This is a genomic window from Streptomyces sp. NPDC051921, from assembly GCF_040680975.1.
Taxonomy (GTDB): Bacteria; Actinomycetota; Actinomycetes; order Streptomycetales; family Streptomycetaceae; genus Streptomyces.
The window spans coordinates 199,597-217,678 of sequence record NZ_JBFAXU010000007.1; the positions used below are offsets into that span (position 1 = coordinate 199,597).

Here is an 18,082-nt window from a genome sequence, read left to right on the forward strand (position 1 = left end):
CGGTCGGCCCCTCACTTCTTGGGGCCGGGATCGGCGGTCAGCAGGGGTTTGGGTGAGGTGGGTCCGTCCGGCGGCAGATCGACCAGGGAGACGAGCAGGACGAAGAGGAGGACGGGGACGAGTCCGATGACGGCTGCGGCAAGGGCACGCATGGTCGGCCTCCCGGTACTCGATCTGATGCATCGTCAGGGCGGGGGCACCGTAGCAACGCGATCGCGAGATGAGAACACGTTGCACTCAGAACGCACGGCGCCGCCCCCGGGTCCACAGGGGACACGGGGGCGGCGACGACGCGGTGGGCGCGGGTGAGGCGGCGTCAGGAGGAGGGCGTGGCCTCCGGCGCGGACGCCGACGGCGCCGGGGTCGGCGTGGTCGACCCGGACGGGGAAGGCGTCGGGGTCGGCTCGGGCTCCGGGGCGGTGACCTTGAGCTCGACGGTCACCGTGCCACCGCCGGGCGCGGTCAGCCGCAGGGTGAAGGTGCCGGCCTTGTCGCCCGCGAAGATCGTCGGCAGTTCGAGGAGGCCCTCGGCGTTCGTCCTCACGGTGAGGGTGCGGACCACGGAGCCGTCCGCGGCCTTGAAGAAGGGGCCGTCGGTGGCGGGTTCCGGGTCGCTCGCCGAGGTGACGAACGTGGCCATGACGGCGACGCCGGAGGCGATCGACCCGCCGTCGACGGCCTTGATCCGCACCGGGTCGGTGAACTCGCCGCCGGTGGTGGCCGCGAGGTCCTTGGCGTCGAGGCGGGTGAGCGTGTCGGCGGTGCGCTCGGTGACGTTCGCGGTGAACGACACGGCGTTCAGGCTCCGGCCCACCACGGTGGCGGTCACCTTGAAGCCACCGGTCCGCTCGCCGGCCCTGAGGGTCGGCGCGGCGGCCTTGCCGGTGCTCGCCGTGACGGCGGTGACCTCGCGGGCGCCGACGGCGAAGCGGGCGTCCGTCTCCCCCTCGATCCGGAAGCGCACCTGGACGCCGGCGACCGGCTTGCCGGCCAGGTCGACCGCCTGGACCGCGGCCCGGTTCGCGAAGGTGCTGCCCGCCGTGGCGCTGAGGGTGCCGGAGGCGGCGCTGCTGATGCGTACGACCTTGGCCGCCGGATCGGTGGTGGGCGGGGTGGTCGGCGTCGGCTTGGGCTTGGCCGGGGTGGTGGGCTTCGGCGTGACGGGAGCGGTCGGGGACGGGGTGGTCCGGCCGGGCGTGACGCCCCGGTTGTCGCTGCGGTCGCCGGGCAGCACGCCGGTGCCGTCGGGCACCTGGTGGGTGCCGCGCTTGTAGTACTCGAACCAGGACAGGACGGTGTTCAGGTACTCCGTCGAGCGGTTGTAGCTGAGGATCGCCCGGTCCAGGTCCGCCTTGACCGCGAGGTTGCGGTCGTTGGCGCAGAGGTAGAGGCCGGCGGCCTGGGCCGCGTCGTAGATGTTGTTCGGGTCCTTCTTCCCGTCGCCGTTGGCGTCCTGGCCCCAGGTGGCCCAGGTGGACGGGATGAACTGCATCGGGCCTATCGCGCGGTCGTGCACGGCGTCGCCGTCGTAGGCGCCCTTGTCCGTGTCCGAGATGTTCGCGAAGCCGACACCGTTGAGGACCGGGCCGAGGATCGGGGAGGTGGTCGTGCCGTTGGCGTCGACGGCCCCGCCGCGCGCCTGCCCGGACTCGACCTTGCCGATGCCCGCGAGGAGCTGCCACGGCAGGTTGCAGCTGGGGTCGGTCGACCGTATCGACTGCTCGGCGCGCTGGTAGGCGGCGAGGACGGTCGCGGGTATGCCGGCCTGCGCGGGGCCGGTGATGAGCGGCAGATTGGTGGGAGCACCCGGCTTGTTGGGGGTGTTCAGCGGCGGCAGGTCGGTGTAGTACGGCGTGTCGCCGGAAGCCGAGCCGTCCGGGGGCGTGGTCGTGTCGCCCGCGCCGATCGGCAGGTCACCGCTCGCGCTGTCCGCAGGCGGTGTCGCGCCCGGCGCCTGCGAAGCGGCGAGCGCCGCGACGGCCGCCGCCACCACCGCGCCGCTGGTGGCTCCCCTGCGCAGCCGACGGCCCAAGTGCGCTGCCATACGTGTGGTCCCTCCCCGTGTCCCGCGTCCGCGCTCCCCGCGCGGGTCCGACTGCAGACCCTATGCCAACTCGGGTCACCCCAACACCGCGCCCTGACCGTGTTTCACGGTTTCGTCACCACTTGGCCGTCCGGTCGTTCGACGCCGATCGGTCCTGAATACTGGACGCACTCCGGGCACATCGGACGAGGGGGAGATTCGTGCCGTTCACGCTCAGCCATGCCGCCGCTGTCCTGCCAGGCATCCGCCGGAACGGGACGGCTCGCGGTCCGCTGGTGGCGTCGGCGCTGGTCGCCGGTTCCTTCTCCCCCGACATGACCTACTTCGCGGCGACGGCCGTGCCCGACGCGATGTTCTTCGGGAAGGTCACCCACTCCTTCCTGGGCGTCGTCACCGTCGACGTGCTCATCACGGCCGCCCTGGTGGGGCTGTGGCTGCTGGTGCGGGAGCCGCTCGTGGCACTGCTGCCGCAGCGGTGGCGCGGCCGGGTGTACGCGATCCTCCGCGGCCGACCGTGGCGGGAGCGCCGTCCGGCGTTGCTCGCCTTCTGGTTCGGCGTCTCGGCCGCGCTCGGGGCGACGACGCACGTCGTGTGGGACGCGTTCACGCATCTCGACCGGTGGGGGACGCGACTGATCCCGGTCCTGGGCGAGGTGGTGGGCGGTCTTCCCGTCTATCTGTACGCGCAGTACGGGGGTTCGGCGCTCGCCCTGGTCCTGCTCACCTGGTGCGCGGTACGGGCGCTGCGGGCGGTGCCGGCGGACACTCCCGTACCGGCGGCGCTCCCCGTCCTCGACCGGCGCGGGCGGCGGCTCGCGGCGGGGGTGATCGGGGCGTGCGTCCTGGCCGGCGCGGCCCATCGGGTGCTGCGCTGGTACGCGTACTGGGGCTGGGTCGACACGCCTCTGGACGTCATCCCGACGTTCTGCTTCGGCTCGGGTGCCGGGCTGTTCCTCGGGGTGGTGCTCTACGGGACGGGGCTGCGGGTGCGATTGTGGTCGGCGCGGCCGGGAGCCCCGGGGCAGGCGGGGCAGCCGGAGGAGCGCGCCGAAGGGCGTACCGGAGACGGTTTCGCAGGGGCGGACCGTTCGGCGGGTCCGGCGACCGGGCGTACGCCGGAACGCTCCCGTCCGGGACCGCGCTGATCCCTCCCGTCCCGGTCGGGCGGATCGCGCACCGAGCGGGGTGGGTCCCGCCGAGGGGCCCGCCCCCGCAGGGGCGGGCCCCTCGGTCAGTGGGCCGCCGAGTCCCAGTTCGGGCCCACGCCGACCGAGACGTCCAGGGGGGCGCGGAGGTCGGCTGCGTCGGCCATGTTCTCGCGGACAAGGGACTCGACCTGGTCGCGCTCGCCGGGGGCGAGTTCGAGGACGATTTCGTCGTGGACCTGCAGGAGCATGCGGGAGGCGAGGCCGGCCTCGGTGAGGGCACGGTCGACGCGGAGCATGGCGACCTTGACGATGTCCGCCGCGGTGCCCTGGATCGGGGCGTTGAGGGCCATCCGCTCGGCGGCCTCGCGGCGCTGGCGGTTGTCGCTGTTAAGGTCCGGCAGGTAGCGGCGGCGGCCGAGCATGGTCTCGGTGTAACCGGTCGCCCGCGCCTCGTCGACGACCCGGCGCAGGTAGTCGCGCACGCCGCCGAAGCGCTCGAAGTAGGTGTCCATCAGGCCACGGGCCTCGGCCGGGTCGATGTTCAGCTGCTGGGAGAGGCCGAACGCGGAGAGGCCGTAGGCCAGGCCGTACGACATGGCCTTGATCTTGCGGCGCATCTCGGCGTCGACGGCGGAGCGCTCGACCCCGAACACCTGCGAGGCGACCGTGTTGTGCAGGTCCTCGCCGGAGGCGAAGGCCTCGATGAGGCCCTCGTCCTCGGAGAGGTGGGCCATCACGCGCAGCTCGATCTGGCTGTAGTCGGCGGTCATCAGGGCCTCGAAGCCCTCACCGACGACGAAGCCGTGACGGATGGCGCGGCCCTCGTCCGTCCGCACCGGCACGTTCTGCAGGTTGGGGTCGGTCGAGGAGAGGCGGCCGGTCGCGGCCACCGTCTGGCTGAAGGTGGTGTGGATGCGACCGTCCGCGGCCACGGTCTTGATCAGGCCCTCGACCGTGGAGCGCAGGCGGGCCTGCTCACGGTGGCGGAGCATGATCACCGGGAGCTCGTGCTCGGTCTGCCCCGCCAGCCAGGCGAGCGCGTCGGCGTCCGTCGTGTAGCCGGTCTTGGTCTTCTTCGTCTTGGGCAGGTTGAGCTCGCCGAAGAAGACCTCCTGGAGCTGCTTGGGCGAGCCCAGGTTGAACTCGTGGCCGACGGAGGCGTGCGCCTCCTTCACGGCCTGCTGCACCGCTCCGGCGAACTGCTGCTCCAGGGCCTCCAGATGGTCCCGGTCGGCGGCGATGCCGTGCCGCTCCAGGCGGGCGAGGAGGGCCGAGGTCGGGAGTTCGACCTCGTGGAGCAGCTCCTTCGCGCCGACCTCCGCGAGCTTCTCCTCGAAGGCGGTCCCGAGGTCGAGGACGGCCCGGGCCTGGGTCATCAGGGCCTCGGCCTCGGCGGTGTCGTCGGCGCCGAAGGCGAGCTGGCCGTCGGCGGCCGCCGCGGGGGCCAGCTCGCGGCCCAGGTACTCGACGGAGAGCGCGTCGAGGGCGAAGGAACGGCGGCCGGGCTTCACCAGGTACGCGGCGAGGGCGGTGTCCATGGTGACGCCGGCGACGCTCCAGCCGTGCTCGGGGAAGACCCGCATGGCGCCCTTGGCGTTGTGCATGACCTTGGGGCGGGCCGGGTCGGCGATCCACTCGACCCAGGTCTTCTCGTCGGCCTCGTCGAGCTGCGACGGGTCGAACCAGGCGGCCGCGCCGTCGCCCGAGGCGAGGGCGACCTCGGCGACGCTGCCGGTGCCGAGGGCCCAGCTGTCGAGGGTGGCGACACCGAGCGGCTGTCCGCCGTGCTCGGCGAGCCAGTCGGCGAGCTCCCCGGAGCCGAGGACGGTGAAGTCCAGCTCGACGCCGGGCGCCGGGGCGGGGGCGGTCTCCTCGGCGGCGCCGGGGTCGACGGCGAGGAGCCGCTCGCGCAGCGACGGGTTGCGGATCTCCAGGGTGTCGAGGACGAGGGCGACGGCCGTGCGGTCGTACGGCTCGCGGGCCAGGTCCTGGACGGTCCTGGGCAGCTCGACGTCACGGACCATCTCGGTGAGGCGGCGGTTGAGCTTCACCGACTCCAGATGGTCACGGAAGTTCTGGCCTGCCTTGCCCTTGACTTCCTCGGCACGCTCCACCAGCTCGGCGAAGGAGCCGAACTGGTTGATCCACTTGGCGGCGGTCTTCTCCCCCACGCCGGGGATGCCGGGCAGGTTGTCCGACGGGTCGCCGCGCAGGGCGGCGAAGTCCGGGTACTGCGAGGGCGAGAGACCGTACTTCTCCTGGACCTTCTCCGGGGTGAAGCGGGTCAGCTCGGAGACGCCCTTGGTGGGGTACAGCACGGTGGTGCGGTCGGTGACCAGCTGGAAGGAGTCGCGGTCGCCGGTGACGATGAGCACCTCGAAGCCTGCGGCCTCGGCCTGGGTGGCGAGGGTGGCGATGACGTCGTCCGCCTCGAAGCCCTCGATCGCGAAGCGGGGGGCGTGCATGGCGTCGAGCAGCTCGCCGATCAGCTCGACCTGCCCCTTGAACTCGTCCGGGGTCTTGGAGCGGTTCGCCTTGTACTCCGGGAACTCGTCCGAGCGCCAGGTCTTGCGGGACACGTCGAACGCGACGGCGAAGTGCGTGGGCGCCTCGTCGCGGAGCGTGTTCGCCAGCATCGACGCGAATCCGTAGATCGCGTTCGTCGGCTGCCCCAACGCGGTGGTGAAGTTCTCCGCGGGGAGCGCGAAGAACGCCCGGTACGCCAGGGAGTGCCCGTCCATGAGGAGCAGGCGCGGGCGGTTCTCTTCGGTCATCTCGGTCTTCTTCGCTGCTGTCTCGGCCACGGGACGATCCTGCCACGCGTCACTGACATTCCCGTCCACGCCGACCGTGACCGACCGCGCACGGTAGGTGCGCGGACCGCGCGTGGTCCGTTGTCGGTGGGGCGTGACAGGATCGGGGGCGTACGAGGTCCTCCACCGCTCAAGGGAGAGCGCGATGGTCAGCAAGCCGCCGGTCGGCGACCCGGTCCAGGACGCGCCGCAGGTCGCGGCGCCGCAGCACGCGGCCGCCGGGCTGCCCGCCATCGGGCACACGCTGAGGATCGCCCAGGCCCAGATGGGCGTGCGGCGGACCGCGCGGACCCTGCTGAAGGTCAACCAGAAGGACGGCTTCGACTGCCCCGGCTGCGCCTGGCCGGAGGCCGACAAGCGACACGTGGCGGAGTTCTGCGAGAACGGGGCCAAGGCGGTCGCCGAGGAGGCGACGCTGCGCCGCGTGACGCCGGACTTCTTCGCCGCGCACCCGGTGGCGGACCTGGCGACCCGCAGCGGCTACTGGCTGGGCCAGCAGGGCCGGATCACGCAGCCGATGTACCTGCCCGAGGGCGCCGACCGCTACGAGGCGGTGTCCTGGGAGCGGGCGTTCGCGATCATCGCGGAGGAGCTGACCGCGCTCTCCTCCCCCGACGAGGCGCTCTTCTACACCTCCGGGCGGACGAGCAACGAGGCGGCGTTCCTGCTGCAGCTGTTCGCCCGCGAGTTCGGCACCAACAACCTGCCCGACTGCTCCAACATGTGCCACGAGTCCTCGGGCTCCGCGCTCAACGAGACGATCGGCATCGGCAAGGGCAGCGTCTCCCTGGAGGACCTGCACCAGGCGGACCTCATCGTGGTCGCCGGGCAGAATCCGGGGACGAACCACCCGCGGATGCTGTCCGCCCTGGAGAAGGCGAAGGCGGCCGGGGCGCGGATCATCTCCGTGAACCCGCTGCCGGAGGCGGGCCTGGAGCGGTTCAAGAACCCGCAGACGCCGCAGGGCATGCTCAAGGGCGCCGCGCTCACCGATCTCTTCCTGCAGATCCGCATCGGCGGCGACCAGGCACTGTTCCGGCTGCTCAACAAGTTGGTCCTGGACACCCCCGGAGCCGTCGACGAGGAGTTCGTCGACGCGCACACCCACGGGTACGAGGAGTTCGCGGCGGCCGCGAAGGCCGCCGACTGGGAGGAGACGCTCGCCGCGACCGGACTCTCCCGCGCGGAGATCGAGCGGGCGCTGGAGATGGTGCTCGCCTCGGAGCGGACCATCGTGTGCTGGGCGATGGGCCTCACCCAGCACAAGCACTCCGTGCCGACCATCCGCGAGGTGGTCAACTTCCTGCTGCTGCGCGGCAACATCGGCCGGCCGGGCGCCGGGGTGTGCCCGGTGCGCGGGCACTCCAACGTGCAGGGCGACCGCACGATGGGGATCTTCGAGCGGCCCGCGGCGGCCTTCCTCGACGCCCTGGACAAGGAGTTCGGGATCGTCTCGCCGCGTCACCACGGCTTCGACGTGGTGCGCTCGATCGAGGCGCTGCGCGACGGCGAGGCGAAGGTGTTCTTCGCCATGGGCGGCAATTTCGTGGGCGCGACCCCGGACACCGAGGTGACCGAGGCGGCGATGCGGAACGCGCGCCTGACGGTGCACGTGTCGACGAAGCTGAACCGCTCGCACGCGGTCACGGGCACGCGCGCGCTGATCCTGCCGACGCTCGGCCGCACGGACAAGGACGTGCAGAAGAGCGGAAAGCAGTTCGTGACGGTCGAGGACTCCATGGGCCTCGTGCACGCCTCGCGCGGCAACCTGCCGCCGGCGAGCCCGCAGCTGCTGTCCGAGCCGTCGATCGTGGCGCGGATGGCGCGGGCGGTGCTCGGGGCGGGCTCGGCCACGCCGTGGGAGGACTTCGAGGCGGACTACGCGGTGATCCGCGACCGCATCGCGCGCGTGATCCCCGGCTTCCAGGACTTCAACGCGCGGCTCGCGGGCAATCCGGGCGGTTTCGCGCTGCCTCACGCGCCGCGTGACGAGCGCCGGTTCCCGACGGCGACGGGGAAGGCGAACTTCACGGCGGCGCCGGTCGAGTTCCCGAAGGTCCCGGAGGGGCGGCTGCTGCTGCAGACGCTGCGCTCGCACGACCAGTACAACACCACGATCTACGGTCTCGACGACCGCTACCGGGGCATCACGGGCGGGCGCCGCGTGGTCCTGGTGCACCCCGAGGACGCGGCGGCGCTGGGCTTCGCGGACGGGGCGTACGCGGATCTGGTGAGCGAGTGGACCGACGGCAGCGAGCGGCGGGCGCCCGGCTTCCGCGTCGTGCACTATCCGATGGCCCGGGGCTGCGCGGCCGCGTACTACCCGGAGACGAACGTGCTGGTGCCGCTGGAGTCGACGGCCGACATCAGCAACACCCCCGCCAGCAAGTCCGTGATCGTGCGTCTGGAAGAATCGCGGCAGCCGTCCGCCTAAGCGCTTGCTCAGCACGTGGGTGGTGCGCGGGTGGGTGGCGGTACACAGTGATCGACAGCCGTACGAAGACGAACGGAGCCGGGCCATGGGTGAGCAGCAGCATGTGAAGTTTCCGCAGGAGGTCATCGACGAGTACGCCTCGCTCGGTGTCGACCTGCCGGCCCTCTTCTCGGCCGGGCACCTGGGGAACCGGATGGGCGTGCAGATCCTGGAGGCGTCGGCGGACCGGGTGGTCGGGACGATGCCGGTCGAGGGCAACACCCAGCCGTACGGGCTGCTGCACGGCGGCGCCTCGGCGGTACTGGCCGAGACCCTGGGGTCGATCGGCTCGATGCTGCACGGCGGGGTGTCCAAGATCGCCGTGGGTGTGGACCTGAACTGCACGCACCACCGCGGGGCGCGCAGCGGGCTGGTGACCGGGGTCGCCACGCCGGTGCACCGGGGGCGGTCCACCGCGACGTACGAGATCGTGATCACGGACGAGCAGGACAAGCGGGTGTGCTCGGCGCGGCTGACCTGCATGCTGCGGGAGATCGGCGCGAAGGACGCGGACAACCTGCCGGCGGCGGGACGGGTCGACGGGGCCTGAGACGCCCCTCCGGCGATGGCGACAGGGCCCCGGCGCCCCGCCAGGGTCCGGGCCGCCGCCGCCGTGCGCCCGCCCAGGTCCGGGCCGGTCAACCCCGTGCGCCCGCCCGGGTCCGGACCGTGACCCCGTGCACCCGCCGGGGTCCGGACGGTGACCCGCGACGCCGCCGGAACCCCGCGCGCCCGCCCGGGGCCCGGACCGGTGAGCCCGCGCCCGCCCGGGGTCCGTGGCCTCCGCGGGGGCGGGGGCGCGGGCGTCGAGCTCCTCTTGCTTCGCTCGTGGAGGTCGCCCGAACCGTCCGGACACCCCTCTCCCGCTCCGGCCCCGGGCCCCTCCCCGCCGTCGCCGTCGCCGTCGCCGTCGCCGGGCATCCTCCCGCGCTCCGATGCCCGGACGCCGCCCCTCGGGCACCTTCCTGAACTCCCCTTTTCCCAGGGCCTCTTGTCCCCTCGCGCAACACCCGCTTCACTGGCGGTCCGCTCACACGACGAGGGGACACCCGTGACTGCGCCACGCGCCATCACCCTGGCGGCCGCCGCGGCCTGCGCCGCCGTTCTCGCCACCGCGGTACCGTCCGCCGCGATCAACTCGTACAACGCGACCCCCGCGCCCGAACGCACCGAGGTCGGCGCGCTGATCGCGACCTGGGACGACGACGCCGATCCGAGCACCCCCGACCGGGTCGACTGGGTCTGCTCGGGGACCATGATCGACGCGGACACCTTCCTGACCGCGGCGCACTGCACGACGGACTGGCCGGAGAACGTGCGTTTCCACGTCTCCCTCGACCAGGACGTGCAGACCGGTCTGGACCGCGCCGCCGCCGAGCACCCGGGGGACCCGGCGGCCGTCGCGCGGGCCGTGGCCATCGAGGGCGTCGCGCACAGTCACCCCGCCTACCCCGGGCCGGCGGCCGACACGCATGACATCTCGGTGATCGAACTGCCCTCGGCCAAGATCAGGGAGCGCTGGTCCTTCACGCCGGCGGCGCTCCCGAAGGCGGGTGCGCTCGGCGCGCTCGGCCCCCAGGGACTGGACGACACCTCGTTCCTGGTCGCCGGCTACGGGACCCAGGAGGCGCGGCGCGGGCCGGGCGGCCAGACCCATCCCGGCGGCGGCGTCCGCATGAAGGCGCCGGTCTCCTTCGACGCGCTGAACGCCGCGTGGATCCGGCTGGGCATGACGGCCCCGCAGGGCAACGGCGGTGCCTGCTACGGGGATTCGGGCGGGCCGAACTTCGCCACGCTGGGCGGGAGGCTGACCCTGGTCGCCACCACGATCACGGGTGACACGCCCTGCTACGCCACCAACGTGGTGTACCGACTGGACACTCCCGGCGCGCGTGACTTCCTGAAGCCGTACGTGCAACTGCCGTGACCCGCAGGCGGTTCCACCCGGCCAGGGCCGCGATCGCAGCGGCCCTGGCCGGGTGTCTCCTGACCGTGTCCGCCGGCTGCGAGTCGGCCCGGCAGCCGGCCCGGAGCCCGGCGCCGCGCACCAGCTCACCGGCGGACGTGTGCACAAGTCTCGTCTCGTACTGGGTGAAAGAGGCCCTGAAGGGCAGCAAGTGGGCGGGGCTCGACTGGGAGCAGAAGGGGATGTCCAACGAGCAGTACGAGATCCACGACGACGTGCTGGTGGCGGCGCGGGCCGAGGAGCGGGGCCGGGGCCGCGAGGCGGCCTTCGCGCTCACCGATCGGGAGGCGCGGCGACGCTGCGAGGCGGCGAAGGGGGCGACCGGTAGTTCGGAGAACTGGCGCCCGCCCAGCGAACAGAGAGTTCCGACCAGCGGTTCCCGGCCATCTCCCTCGTAACGCTGCGTGACATCCGCGCCAGGGGGAAGCGGAGTGCGCCGGTCAGTCCGTTCGTCCGCTGGCCATGAGGCCATTGTCCGATATCCGGAGAGTCCTCCGAGGGGGCCGTCAGGACCAAGATCTGCTCAAGCCCCTTAGCGGAACTGGGCGTTCTCACTATGTGAACACCGAACTAGAGACCGATATGCCCTAGTTTGCCCATGGCCCGCACACCGGTTCCCCCCGTCGGCATAACAAGACAGTCACATCCTGACCTGGGCGCTCCCGGACCTTCCCCGGCTGCGCTTAGAGTCACGGCCAGTCACCGCGCCGCCGGGCGCTTCCTCTGCACGGCCCTGCTCCACCAGTACGGCCCGGCATCGAAAACGGCACCTCTAGCTACACAGCTTCACGGCACCGCCTCAGCTTGAGGGGGCCGCGCCAGGGAAAGGATTTTTCGTGCGACACCGTTCTTTGCTCATCCTGACCAGCGTGCTCACCACGGGAGCGCTCACCCTCACCGCCTGCGGTTCGCGCGACGAGGGCAAGGGCGGCGGCGGCGACAACGCCGGCGGCACCACCACCGTCGTCATCGGTGTGGACGCCCCGCTCACCGGTTCGCTCTCCGCTCTGGGCCAGGGCATCAAGAACTCCGTGGACCTGGCGGTCCAGACCGCCAACAAGAACAAGGAAGTCCCGGGCGTCACGTTCAAGATCGAGGCCCTCGACGACCAGGCCGTCCCGGCCTCCGGCCAGGCCAACGCCACCAAGCTGGTCGGCAACAAGGACGTCGTCGGTGTCGTCGGCCCGCTGAACTCCGGCGTCTCCCAGCAGATGCAGGGCGTCTTCGCCGCCGCCAACCTGGCGCAGGTCTCCCCCGCCAACACGAACCCCTCCCTGTCGCAGGGTGACAACTGGGGCAAGGGCGAGTTCAAGCGTCCCTTCAAGACCTACTTCCGTACCGCCGCCACCGACGTGGTCCAGGGCAAGTTCGCCGCCCAGTACCTCTTCAACGACGCGAAGAAGAAGAAGGTCTTCGTCGTCGACGACAAGCAGACCTACGGCGCCGGCCTCGCGGCGATCTTCACCGACGAGTTCAAGCGTCTCGGCGGCCAGGTCGTCGGCACCGACCACGTCACCGTGAAGGAGACCGACTTCTCCTCCACCGCCGACAAGGTCAAGGGCACCGGCGCCGACTCCGTCTACTTCGGCGGCCAGTACCCCGAGGGCGGTCTGCTCTCCGACCAGATCAAGAAGACCGGCGCCAAGGTTCCGGTCATGGGTGGCGACGGCATCTACGACCCGGCCTTCATCAGCGCCTCCGGCGAGGCCAACGAGGGCGACCTGGCCACCTCGATCGGCTACCCGGTCGAGAAGCTCGACACCGCCAAGAAGTTCATCGCGGACTACAACGCGGGCGGCTACAAGGACCCCTACGCGGCCTACGGCGGCTACTCCTACGACGCCGGCTGGGCGATCATCCAGGCCGTCAAGGCCGTCGTCGCCGCCAACGGCGGCAAGGTCCCGACCGACGCCCGCGCCAAGGTCACCGAGGCCCTGGGCAAGGTCTCCTTCGACGGCGTGACCGGCAAGGTCTCGTTCGACGAGTACGGCGACACCACCAACAAGCAGCTCACGGTCTACAAGGTCGAGGGCGGCAAGTGGGTCGACGTCAAGAGCGACACCTTCAACCAGTAAGCACACCGTCCCGGTCCCCCGGCCGGGAGCCCCGCACCACCTGAACCACAGCCGCGCGAGGGCGCAAACAGCGCCCTCGCGCGGAGTCTTATCCGACAAGCTCATCGGAGGCCTGCGGTGCACGAACTGCCGCAACAGCTGGCCAACGGCCTTGCCCTCGGTGCCCTTTATGGCCTCATAGCCATCGGGTACACCATGGTCTACGGCATCGTCCAGCTCATCAACTTCGCCCACGGCGAGATCTTCATGATCGGGGGCTTCGGCGCCCTCACCACCTATACCGCTCTGCCGAGCGGAACGTCCCTTCTGGTGGCGATCCCGCTCATGATCGTCGGTGGCGCGATCGCCTCCGTGGCCGTCGCCACCGCCGCCGAGCGGTTCGCCTACCGGCCGCTGCGCAACGCGCCCCGGCTCGCCCCGCTGATCACCGCGATCGGCCTGTCCATCGCGCTGCAGCAGCTCGTGTGGCAGTTCTACCCGGACGCCAAGAAGGCCGTCAGCTTCCCCGAGTTCAAGGGCGAAGCCTTCAAGATCACCGAGAGCCTCCAGATCCAGCGCGCCGACGCCTTCGTGCTCGCCCTGGCCCCGCTGTGCATGCTCGCCCTCGGCGTCTTCGTCTCGAAGAGCCGCAGCGGCCGCGCCATGCAGGCCACCGCGCAGGACCCGGACACCGCGAAGCTGATGGGCATCAACACCGACCGCATCATCGTCATGGCCTTCGCCATCGGTGCCGCGTTCGCCGCCGTCGCCGCCGTCGCCTACGGCCTCGACAAGGGCCAGATCAACTTCGAGATGGGCTTCATCCTCGGCCTCAAGGCCTTCACCGCGGCCGTCCTCGGCGGCATCGGCAACATCTACGGCGCCATGGTCGGCGGCGTCGTCCTCGGCATCGCCGAGTCCCTCTCGATCGCCTACATCGAGGACATCCCCGGCATGCAGCAGCTCGGCGGCGGTGCCTGGTCCAACGTGTGGGCCTTCGTCCTCCTCATCCTCGTACTCCTCGTCAGGCCACAGGGTCTGCTGGGCGAGCGCGTCGCGGACAGGGCGTGAGCACCATGACTGACACCACTCTCGACCAGGCCGTCCCCAAGGCCCCCGCCGCGCCCGCGGCCCTGCTCTGGACCGCCGTCGCCGGCTCCGTCGCGACCGCCGCCTCCACCTTCCTCGCCTGGACGTGGACCACCGCGTTCCCCGGCAATCTCACGATCTACGGCAACCCCGCCCCGCTCCAGCTGCTCACGCTGGTCGGCGCGGTGCTCACCGGCCTGTACGCGCTCTCCGGGCTCGGCATCAAGGGCCTCGGCTGGCTGGCCCCGACCGGCTCCCGCAAGGCGCTGTGGATCCTGGCCCTGGGCACCTTCGCCACCACCCTCTTCACCGCGCTCTCGATCATCGTGGAGCTTGGTGCCCTGGTGGACCTGGAGCCCGGAGCCGGCGTCGCCGTCATCGCCGCGGCCGTACCGGCGATCGCCGCGTACAAGCTGCCCGACGACACCCGCAAGGCCGCCCCCGCGAAGCAGCTGCCGTCCTGGGCCGAGGTCCTGGTCATCGTCGCCGTCTTCGCCCTGGGCCTCTTCGTGGTCACCTTCGGCATCGACACCGACGACTCGGAACCGCAGCTCTTCATCGCGTACCTGATCCTCGTCGGCTTCTCCGCCACCGCGCTGGTCAAGTCCGGGCTCACCGCCCGCCTCTCGCAGATCACCGCACGCAACCGCCAGGTCACGATCACCGCCAGCCTCGTCATGGCGATCGCCTTCCCGTTCATCCAGCAGAGCGGCGACACGTACACGCTGATCGCGGTCAACATCCTGATCTTCGCGACCGTCGCGCTCGGCCTGAACATCGTCGTCGGCCTCGCGGGTCTGCTCGACCTCGGTTACGTCGCCTTCCTCGGTGTCGGCGCGTACACCGCCGCCCTGGTCTCCGGCGCCACCTCCTCCGCCTTCGGAGTCCAGTTCCCCTTCTGGGCCGCCGCCCTCACCGGCATGGCCGCCTCGCTGGTCTTCGGTGTCGTCATCGGCGCCCCGACCCTGCGGCTGCGCGGCGACTACCTCGCCATCGTGACCCTGGGCTTCGGAGAGATCTTCCGCATCGCCATGGGCAACCTGGACGGCACCTCCGGCCCGCAGATCACCAACGGCCCGAACGGCATCCCGAACATCCCGCAGCTGGAGTTCTTCGGCTACAACTTCGGCGAGTCCCACACCGTCCTCGGTGTCGAGCTCGGCGCCTACGCCAACTACTACCTGCTCATGATCCTCATCATGGCGCTGGTCGTGGTCGTCTTCTCCCGGGCGGGCAACAGCCGCATCGGCCGCGCGTGGGTCGCGATCCGCGAGGACGAGACCGCCGCCACCGCCATGGGCATCAACGGCTTCCGGGTGAAGCTCGTCGCCTTCGCCCTCGGCGCGGCCCTGGCCGGCCTCGCGGGCACCGTGCAGGCGCACGTCAACACCACGGTGGTCCCGGAGAACTACGTGTTCGCCGGTCCCGTCCCGCCGAACTCGGCGTTCCTGCTGGCGGCCGTCATCCTCGGCGGCATGGGCACCATCTCCGGCCCCATCGTCGGCTCCGCCCTGCTCTTCCTGATCCCGGCCAAGCTCTCGTTCCTCCAGGACTACCAGCTGCTCGGCTTCGGCATCGCCCTGATCCTGCTGATGCGCTTCCGCCCCGAGGGCCTCATCGCCAACAAGCGGGCGCAGCTGGAATTCCACGAGAACGACGACCAGGTCGACGTACCGGAGCAACGACAGGCCGCTGAAGCGGAGTCGGGCGTCGGCACGGCGAAGGCGGAGGCGTGAACGCCATGACGACCACCACCGAAACCGGCACCACCACGGCCACGGCCGCCACCGTCCTCGAGGCGAGCGGCGTGACGATGCGCTTCGGCGGTCTGACCGCCGTCCGCGGCGTGGACCTGACCGTCCGCGAGGGCGAGATCGTCGGTCTGATCGGCCCCAACGGCGCCGGCAAGACCACCTTCTTCAACTGCCTGACCGGTCTGTACGTCCCGACCGAGGGCCAGGTCAGCTACAAGGGCACGGTCCTGCCGCCGAAGCCGCACCTGGTCACCCAGGCCGGCATCGCCCGCACCTTCCAGAACATCCGGCTCTTCTCCAACATGACGGTCCTGGAGAACGTCCTCGTCGGACGCCACACCCGGACCAAGGAGGGCCTCTGGTCCGCGCTGCTGCGCGGCCCCGGCTTCAAGAAGGCGGAGGCCGCCTCGCGCGACCGCGCCATGGAGCTCCTGGAGTTCGTGGGCCTGGCCGCCAAGGCGGACCACCTGGCGCGCAACCTGCCGTACGGCGAGCAGCGCAAGCTGGAGATCGCCCGCGCGCTGGCCAGCGACCCCGGTCTGCTGCTGCTCGACGAGCCGACGGCCGGCATGAACCAGAGCGAGACCCGCACCACCGAGGAGCTCGTCTTCGCGATCCGCGACCGCGGCATCGCCGTCCTGGTCATCGAGCACGACATGAAGTTCATCTTCAAGCTGTGCGACCGCGTGGCCGTGCTCGTCCAGGGCGAGAAGCTCGTCGAGGGCACCGCCGAGGTCGTCCAGGGCGACGAGCGCGTCGTGGCCGCGTACCTGGGCACGCCGTACGAGGACGCGCCGGGCGCGGAGGAGCTCGCCGAGGTGGAGGCCGCGGAGGCCGCCGCCGAGGACGAGGCCGCCACCGAGGCGGAGGCCGAGCCCGAGGTGGAGGCCGAGCCCGAGGCCACCGCCGAGGCTGAGGCCGACGCGGAGCCCGAGGCCGACGCCGAGGCCGACGCCGACGCCGACGCCGACGCCGACGCCGACGCCGAGGCTGAGGCCGACGCCGACGCCGACGCGGCCGAGACTCCCGCTTCCGACGAAGCGGACAGCACCACCGAAGGAGACTCCAAGTGACCGCACTTCTGGAGGTCGAGGACCTCAGGGTCGCCTACGGCAAGATCGAGGCCGTCAAGGGCATCTCCTTCTCCGTCGAGGCCGGCCAGGTCGTCGCCCTGATCGGCACCAACGGCGCCGGCAAGACCACGACCCTGCGGACCCTGTCGGGACTGATCAAGCCCACCTCCGGCAAGATCAGCTTCGACGGCCAGGCGCTCAACGGCATCCCGGCCCACAAGGTCGTCTCGCTCGGACTCGCCCACTCCCCCGAGGGCCGGCACATCTTCCCCCGGCTCACCATCGCCGAGAACCTCCAGCTCGGCGCCTTCCTCCGCAAGGACAAGGACGGCATCGAGCGGGACATCCAGAAGGCCTACGACCTCTTCCCGATCCTGGGCGAGCGTCGCAAGCAGGCCGCGGGCACCCTCTCCGGCGGTGAGCAGCAGATGCTGGCCATGGGCCGGGCGCTCATGTCCCAGCCCAAGCTGCTGATGCTCGACGAGCCGTCGATGGGCCTCTCCCCGATCATGATGCAGAAGATCATGGAGACCATCTCGACGCTGAAGTCCGAAGGCATGACCATCCTGCTCATCGAGCAGAACGCGCAGGCCGCGCTCTCGCTCGCGGACCAGGCGTACGTGCTCGAGGTCGGCAAGATCAAGCTGTCCGGCACGGGTCAGGACCTGCTCCACGACGACGAGGTGCGCAAGACCTACCTCGGCGAGGAGTAGCCCCTCCCCCGCAAGCAGAAGGCCCGCCCCACACCGTCGTGGGGCGGGCCTTCTCCCTTGCTCGCGTACGCGGGGCGCCTACTGCTCCTTGGCCTTGGCGGCCTTCTTCTCCTCGGCGTCCTCGATGACCGCCTCGGCGACCTGCTGCATCGACATGCGGCGGTCCATGGAGGTCTTCTGGATCCAGCGGAACGCGGCCGGCTCGGTGAGGCCGTACTGGGTCTGGAGGATCGACTTGGCGCGGTCGACGAGCTTGCGGGTCTCCAGACGCTGGGAGAGGTCGGCGACCTCCTTCTCCAGGGCGCGCAGCTCGGCGAAGCGGGAGACGGCCATCTCGATGGCCGGCACCACGTCGCTCTTGCTGAACGGCTTCACCAGGTACGCCATGGCGCCGGCGTCCCGGGCGCGCTCGACGAGCTCGCGCTGGGAGAAGGCGGTGAGCATGAGGACCGGGGCGATCGACTCGCCGGCGATCTTCTCGGCCGCCGAGATGCCGTCGAGGACGGGCATCTTCACGTCGAGGATCACCAGGTCGGGGCGGTGCTCCCGGGCGAGCTCCACGGCCGTGGCCCCGTCGCCGGCCTCGCCGACGACGGTGTAGCCCTCCTCCTCCAGCATCTCTTTGAGGTCGAGACGGATGAGGGCCTCGTCCTCGGCGATGACGACACGGGTCGTCAGCGGCGGGACGTGGGAGGGGGCGGCGTCGTCGGCGTCGGGCTGGGGCGACTCGGGGGCGGTCACGCGGGCTCCTCGTTCAAGGCCTCGATACAAGGCGGGTGCTGCACATGAAGGGTACCTAGCTGCCACAGCGCTTCCGCACCGGGTACACTCCGATCAGCTATCTGGCCGGGTTGGTGGAACGGTATACACGGAGGTCTCAAACACCTCTGCCCGTGAGGGCTTGCGGGTTCGAGTCCCGCACCCGGTACAGCTGAAGTGGAGGTTCACATTCTCG

Annotated in this window: 14 protein-coding genes and 1 tRNA gene; 11 read left to right on the forward strand and 4 right to left on the reverse strand. The window is 71.0% G+C overall.

Features of this window, described 5'->3' with window-relative positions; translation table 11 throughout:
- Nucleotides 1-11: 11 nt before the first annotated feature.
- Together AB0M16_RS12235 and AB0M16_RS12240 are read right to left on the reverse strand one after the other, a co-directional pair.
- Nucleotides 12-152, reverse strand: a complete 141-nt coding sequence (locus AB0M16_RS12235; RefSeq protein WP_365341662.1) for an SPW_0924 family protein — start codon at nucleotides 150-152, stop codon at nucleotides 12-14.
- Nucleotides 153-316: 164 nt separating this feature from the next.
- Nucleotides 317-2,044, reverse strand: a complete 1,728-nt coding sequence (locus tag AB0M16_RS12240) for a lytic transglycosylase domain-containing protein (RefSeq protein ID WP_365341664.1) — start codon at nucleotides 2,042-2,044, stop codon at nucleotides 317-319.
- Nucleotides 2,045-2,244: 200 nt separating this feature from the next.
- Between AB0M16_RS12240 and AB0M16_RS12245 the strand changes: the two genes are divergently transcribed.
- A complete protein-coding gene (locus tag AB0M16_RS12245; protein WP_365341666.1) occupies nucleotides 2,245-3,189 on the forward strand; it encodes a DUF4184 family protein in 945 nt (314 codons plus the stop codon).
- 86 nt (nucleotides 3,190-3,275) lie between these two features.
- On the opposite strand, the gene polA is transcribed toward AB0M16_RS12245, so the two are convergent.
- Nucleotides 3,276-5,996 carry a DNA polymerase I gene (polA, locus tag AB0M16_RS12250; RefSeq protein WP_365341668.1) on the reverse strand — a complete coding sequence of 907 codons (2,721 nt, stop codon included), beginning with the start codon at nucleotides 5,994-5,996 and terminating at the stop codon, nucleotides 3,276-3,278.
- A gap of 154 nt (nucleotides 5,997-6,150) precedes the next feature.
- Here polA and AB0M16_RS12255 point away from each other — a divergent pair, with 154 nt between their 5' ends.
- The 9 genes from AB0M16_RS12255 (at nucleotide 6,151) to AB0M16_RS12295 (ending at nucleotide 17,127) form a co-directional block, all read left to right on the forward strand.
- The gene (locus tag AB0M16_RS12255) at nucleotides 6,151-8,439 is read left to right on the forward strand and encodes an FdhF/YdeP family oxidoreductase (RefSeq protein WP_365341670.1); all 2,289 of its coding nucleotides are present in this window, start codon (nucleotides 6,151-6,153) and stop codon (nucleotides 8,437-8,439) included.
- An 85-nt stretch (nucleotides 8,440-8,524) separates the two neighbouring features.
- The gene (locus AB0M16_RS12260) at nucleotides 8,525-9,028 is read left to right on the forward strand and encodes a hotdog fold thioesterase (RefSeq protein ID WP_365341672.1); all 504 of its coding nucleotides are present in this window, start codon (nucleotides 8,525-8,527) and stop codon (nucleotides 9,026-9,028) included.
- Between the two features lie 501 nt (nucleotides 9,029-9,529).
- On the forward strand, nucleotides 9,530-10,405 hold the full coding sequence (locus tag AB0M16_RS12265; RefSeq protein ID WP_365341674.1) for a trypsin-like serine protease: 876 nt from the start codon (nucleotides 9,530-9,532) through the stop codon (nucleotides 10,403-10,405).
- Entirely contained in the window at nucleotides 10,402-10,842 is a 441-nt protein-coding gene (locus tag AB0M16_RS12270; protein WP_365341676.1) for a hypothetical protein, read from the forward strand. The genes AB0M16_RS12265 and AB0M16_RS12270 overlap by 4 nt, the downstream gene beginning before the upstream one ends.
- Nucleotides 10,843-11,280: 438 nt before the next feature.
- Nucleotides 11,281-12,519 carry a branched-chain amino acid ABC transporter substrate-binding protein gene (locus AB0M16_RS12275; RefSeq protein ID WP_365341678.1) on the forward strand — a complete coding sequence of 413 codons (1,239 nt, stop codon included), beginning with the start codon at nucleotides 11,281-11,283 and terminating at the stop codon, nucleotides 12,517-12,519.
- Between the two features lie 117 nt (nucleotides 12,520-12,636).
- Nucleotides 12,637-13,569, forward strand: a complete 933-nt coding sequence (locus AB0M16_RS12280; protein WP_365341680.1) for a branched-chain amino acid ABC transporter permease — start codon at nucleotides 12,637-12,639, stop codon at nucleotides 13,567-13,569.
- Nucleotides 13,570-13,574: 5 nt separating this feature from the next.
- A complete protein-coding gene (locus tag AB0M16_RS12285; protein WP_365341682.1) occupies nucleotides 13,575-15,323 on the forward strand; it encodes a branched-chain amino acid ABC transporter permease in 1,749 nt (582 codons plus the stop codon).
- 5 nt (nucleotides 15,324-15,328) lie between these two features.
- Nucleotides 15,329-16,414, forward strand: a complete 1,086-nt coding sequence (locus AB0M16_RS12290; protein WP_365341684.1) for an ABC transporter ATP-binding protein — start codon at nucleotides 15,329-15,331, stop codon at nucleotides 16,412-16,414.
- Complete coding sequence (locus AB0M16_RS12295; RefSeq protein ID WP_365341686.1) at nucleotides 16,411-17,127, forward strand: ABC transporter ATP-binding protein; 717 nt, start codon at nucleotides 16,411-16,413, stop codon at nucleotides 17,125-17,127. Before AB0M16_RS12290 ends, AB0M16_RS12295 begins: the two co-directional genes overlap by 4 nt.
- 78 nt (nucleotides 17,128-17,205) lie before the next feature.
- On the opposite strand, the gene AB0M16_RS12300 is transcribed toward AB0M16_RS12295, so the two are convergent.
- Nucleotides 17,206-17,868: a response regulator gene (locus AB0M16_RS12300; protein WP_365341688.1), complete on the reverse strand. Its 663-nt coding sequence runs from the start codon at nucleotides 17,866-17,868 to the stop codon at nucleotides 17,206-17,208.
- 104 nt (nucleotides 17,869-17,972) lie between these two features.
- Between AB0M16_RS12300 and AB0M16_RS12305 the strand changes: the two genes are divergently transcribed.
- Nucleotides 17,973-18,055, forward strand: a tRNA-Leu gene (locus AB0M16_RS12305).
- The last annotated feature ends 27 nt before the right edge of the window (nucleotides 18,056-18,082 follow it).

Excerpts from the sequence above, each read along its gene's own strand:
- AB0M16_RS12235 (WP_365341662.1), bottom strand. The coding sequence starts at position 152 with ATGCGTGCCCTTGCCGCAGCCGTCATCGGACTCGTCCCCGTCCTCCTC.
- AB0M16_RS12240 (WP_365341664.1), bottom strand. The coding sequence starts at position 2,044 with ATGGCAGCGCACTTGGGCCGTCGGCTGCGCAGGGGAGCCACCAGCGGC.
- AB0M16_RS12285 (WP_365341682.1), top strand. The coding sequence starts at position 13,575 with ATGACTGACACCACTCTCGACCAGGCCGTCCCCAAGGCCCCCGCCGCG.
- AB0M16_RS12290 (WP_365341684.1), top strand. The coding sequence starts at position 15,329 with ATGACGACCACCACCGAAACCGGCACCACCACGGCCACGGCCGCCACC.
- AB0M16_RS12255 (WP_365341670.1), top strand. The coding sequence starts at position 6,151 with ATGGTCAGCAAGCCGCCGGTCGGCGACCCGGTCCAGGACGCGCCGCAG.
- AB0M16_RS12260 (WP_365341672.1), top strand. The coding sequence starts at position 8,525 with ATGGGTGAGCAGCAGCATGTGAAGTTTCCGCAGGAGGTCATCGACGAG.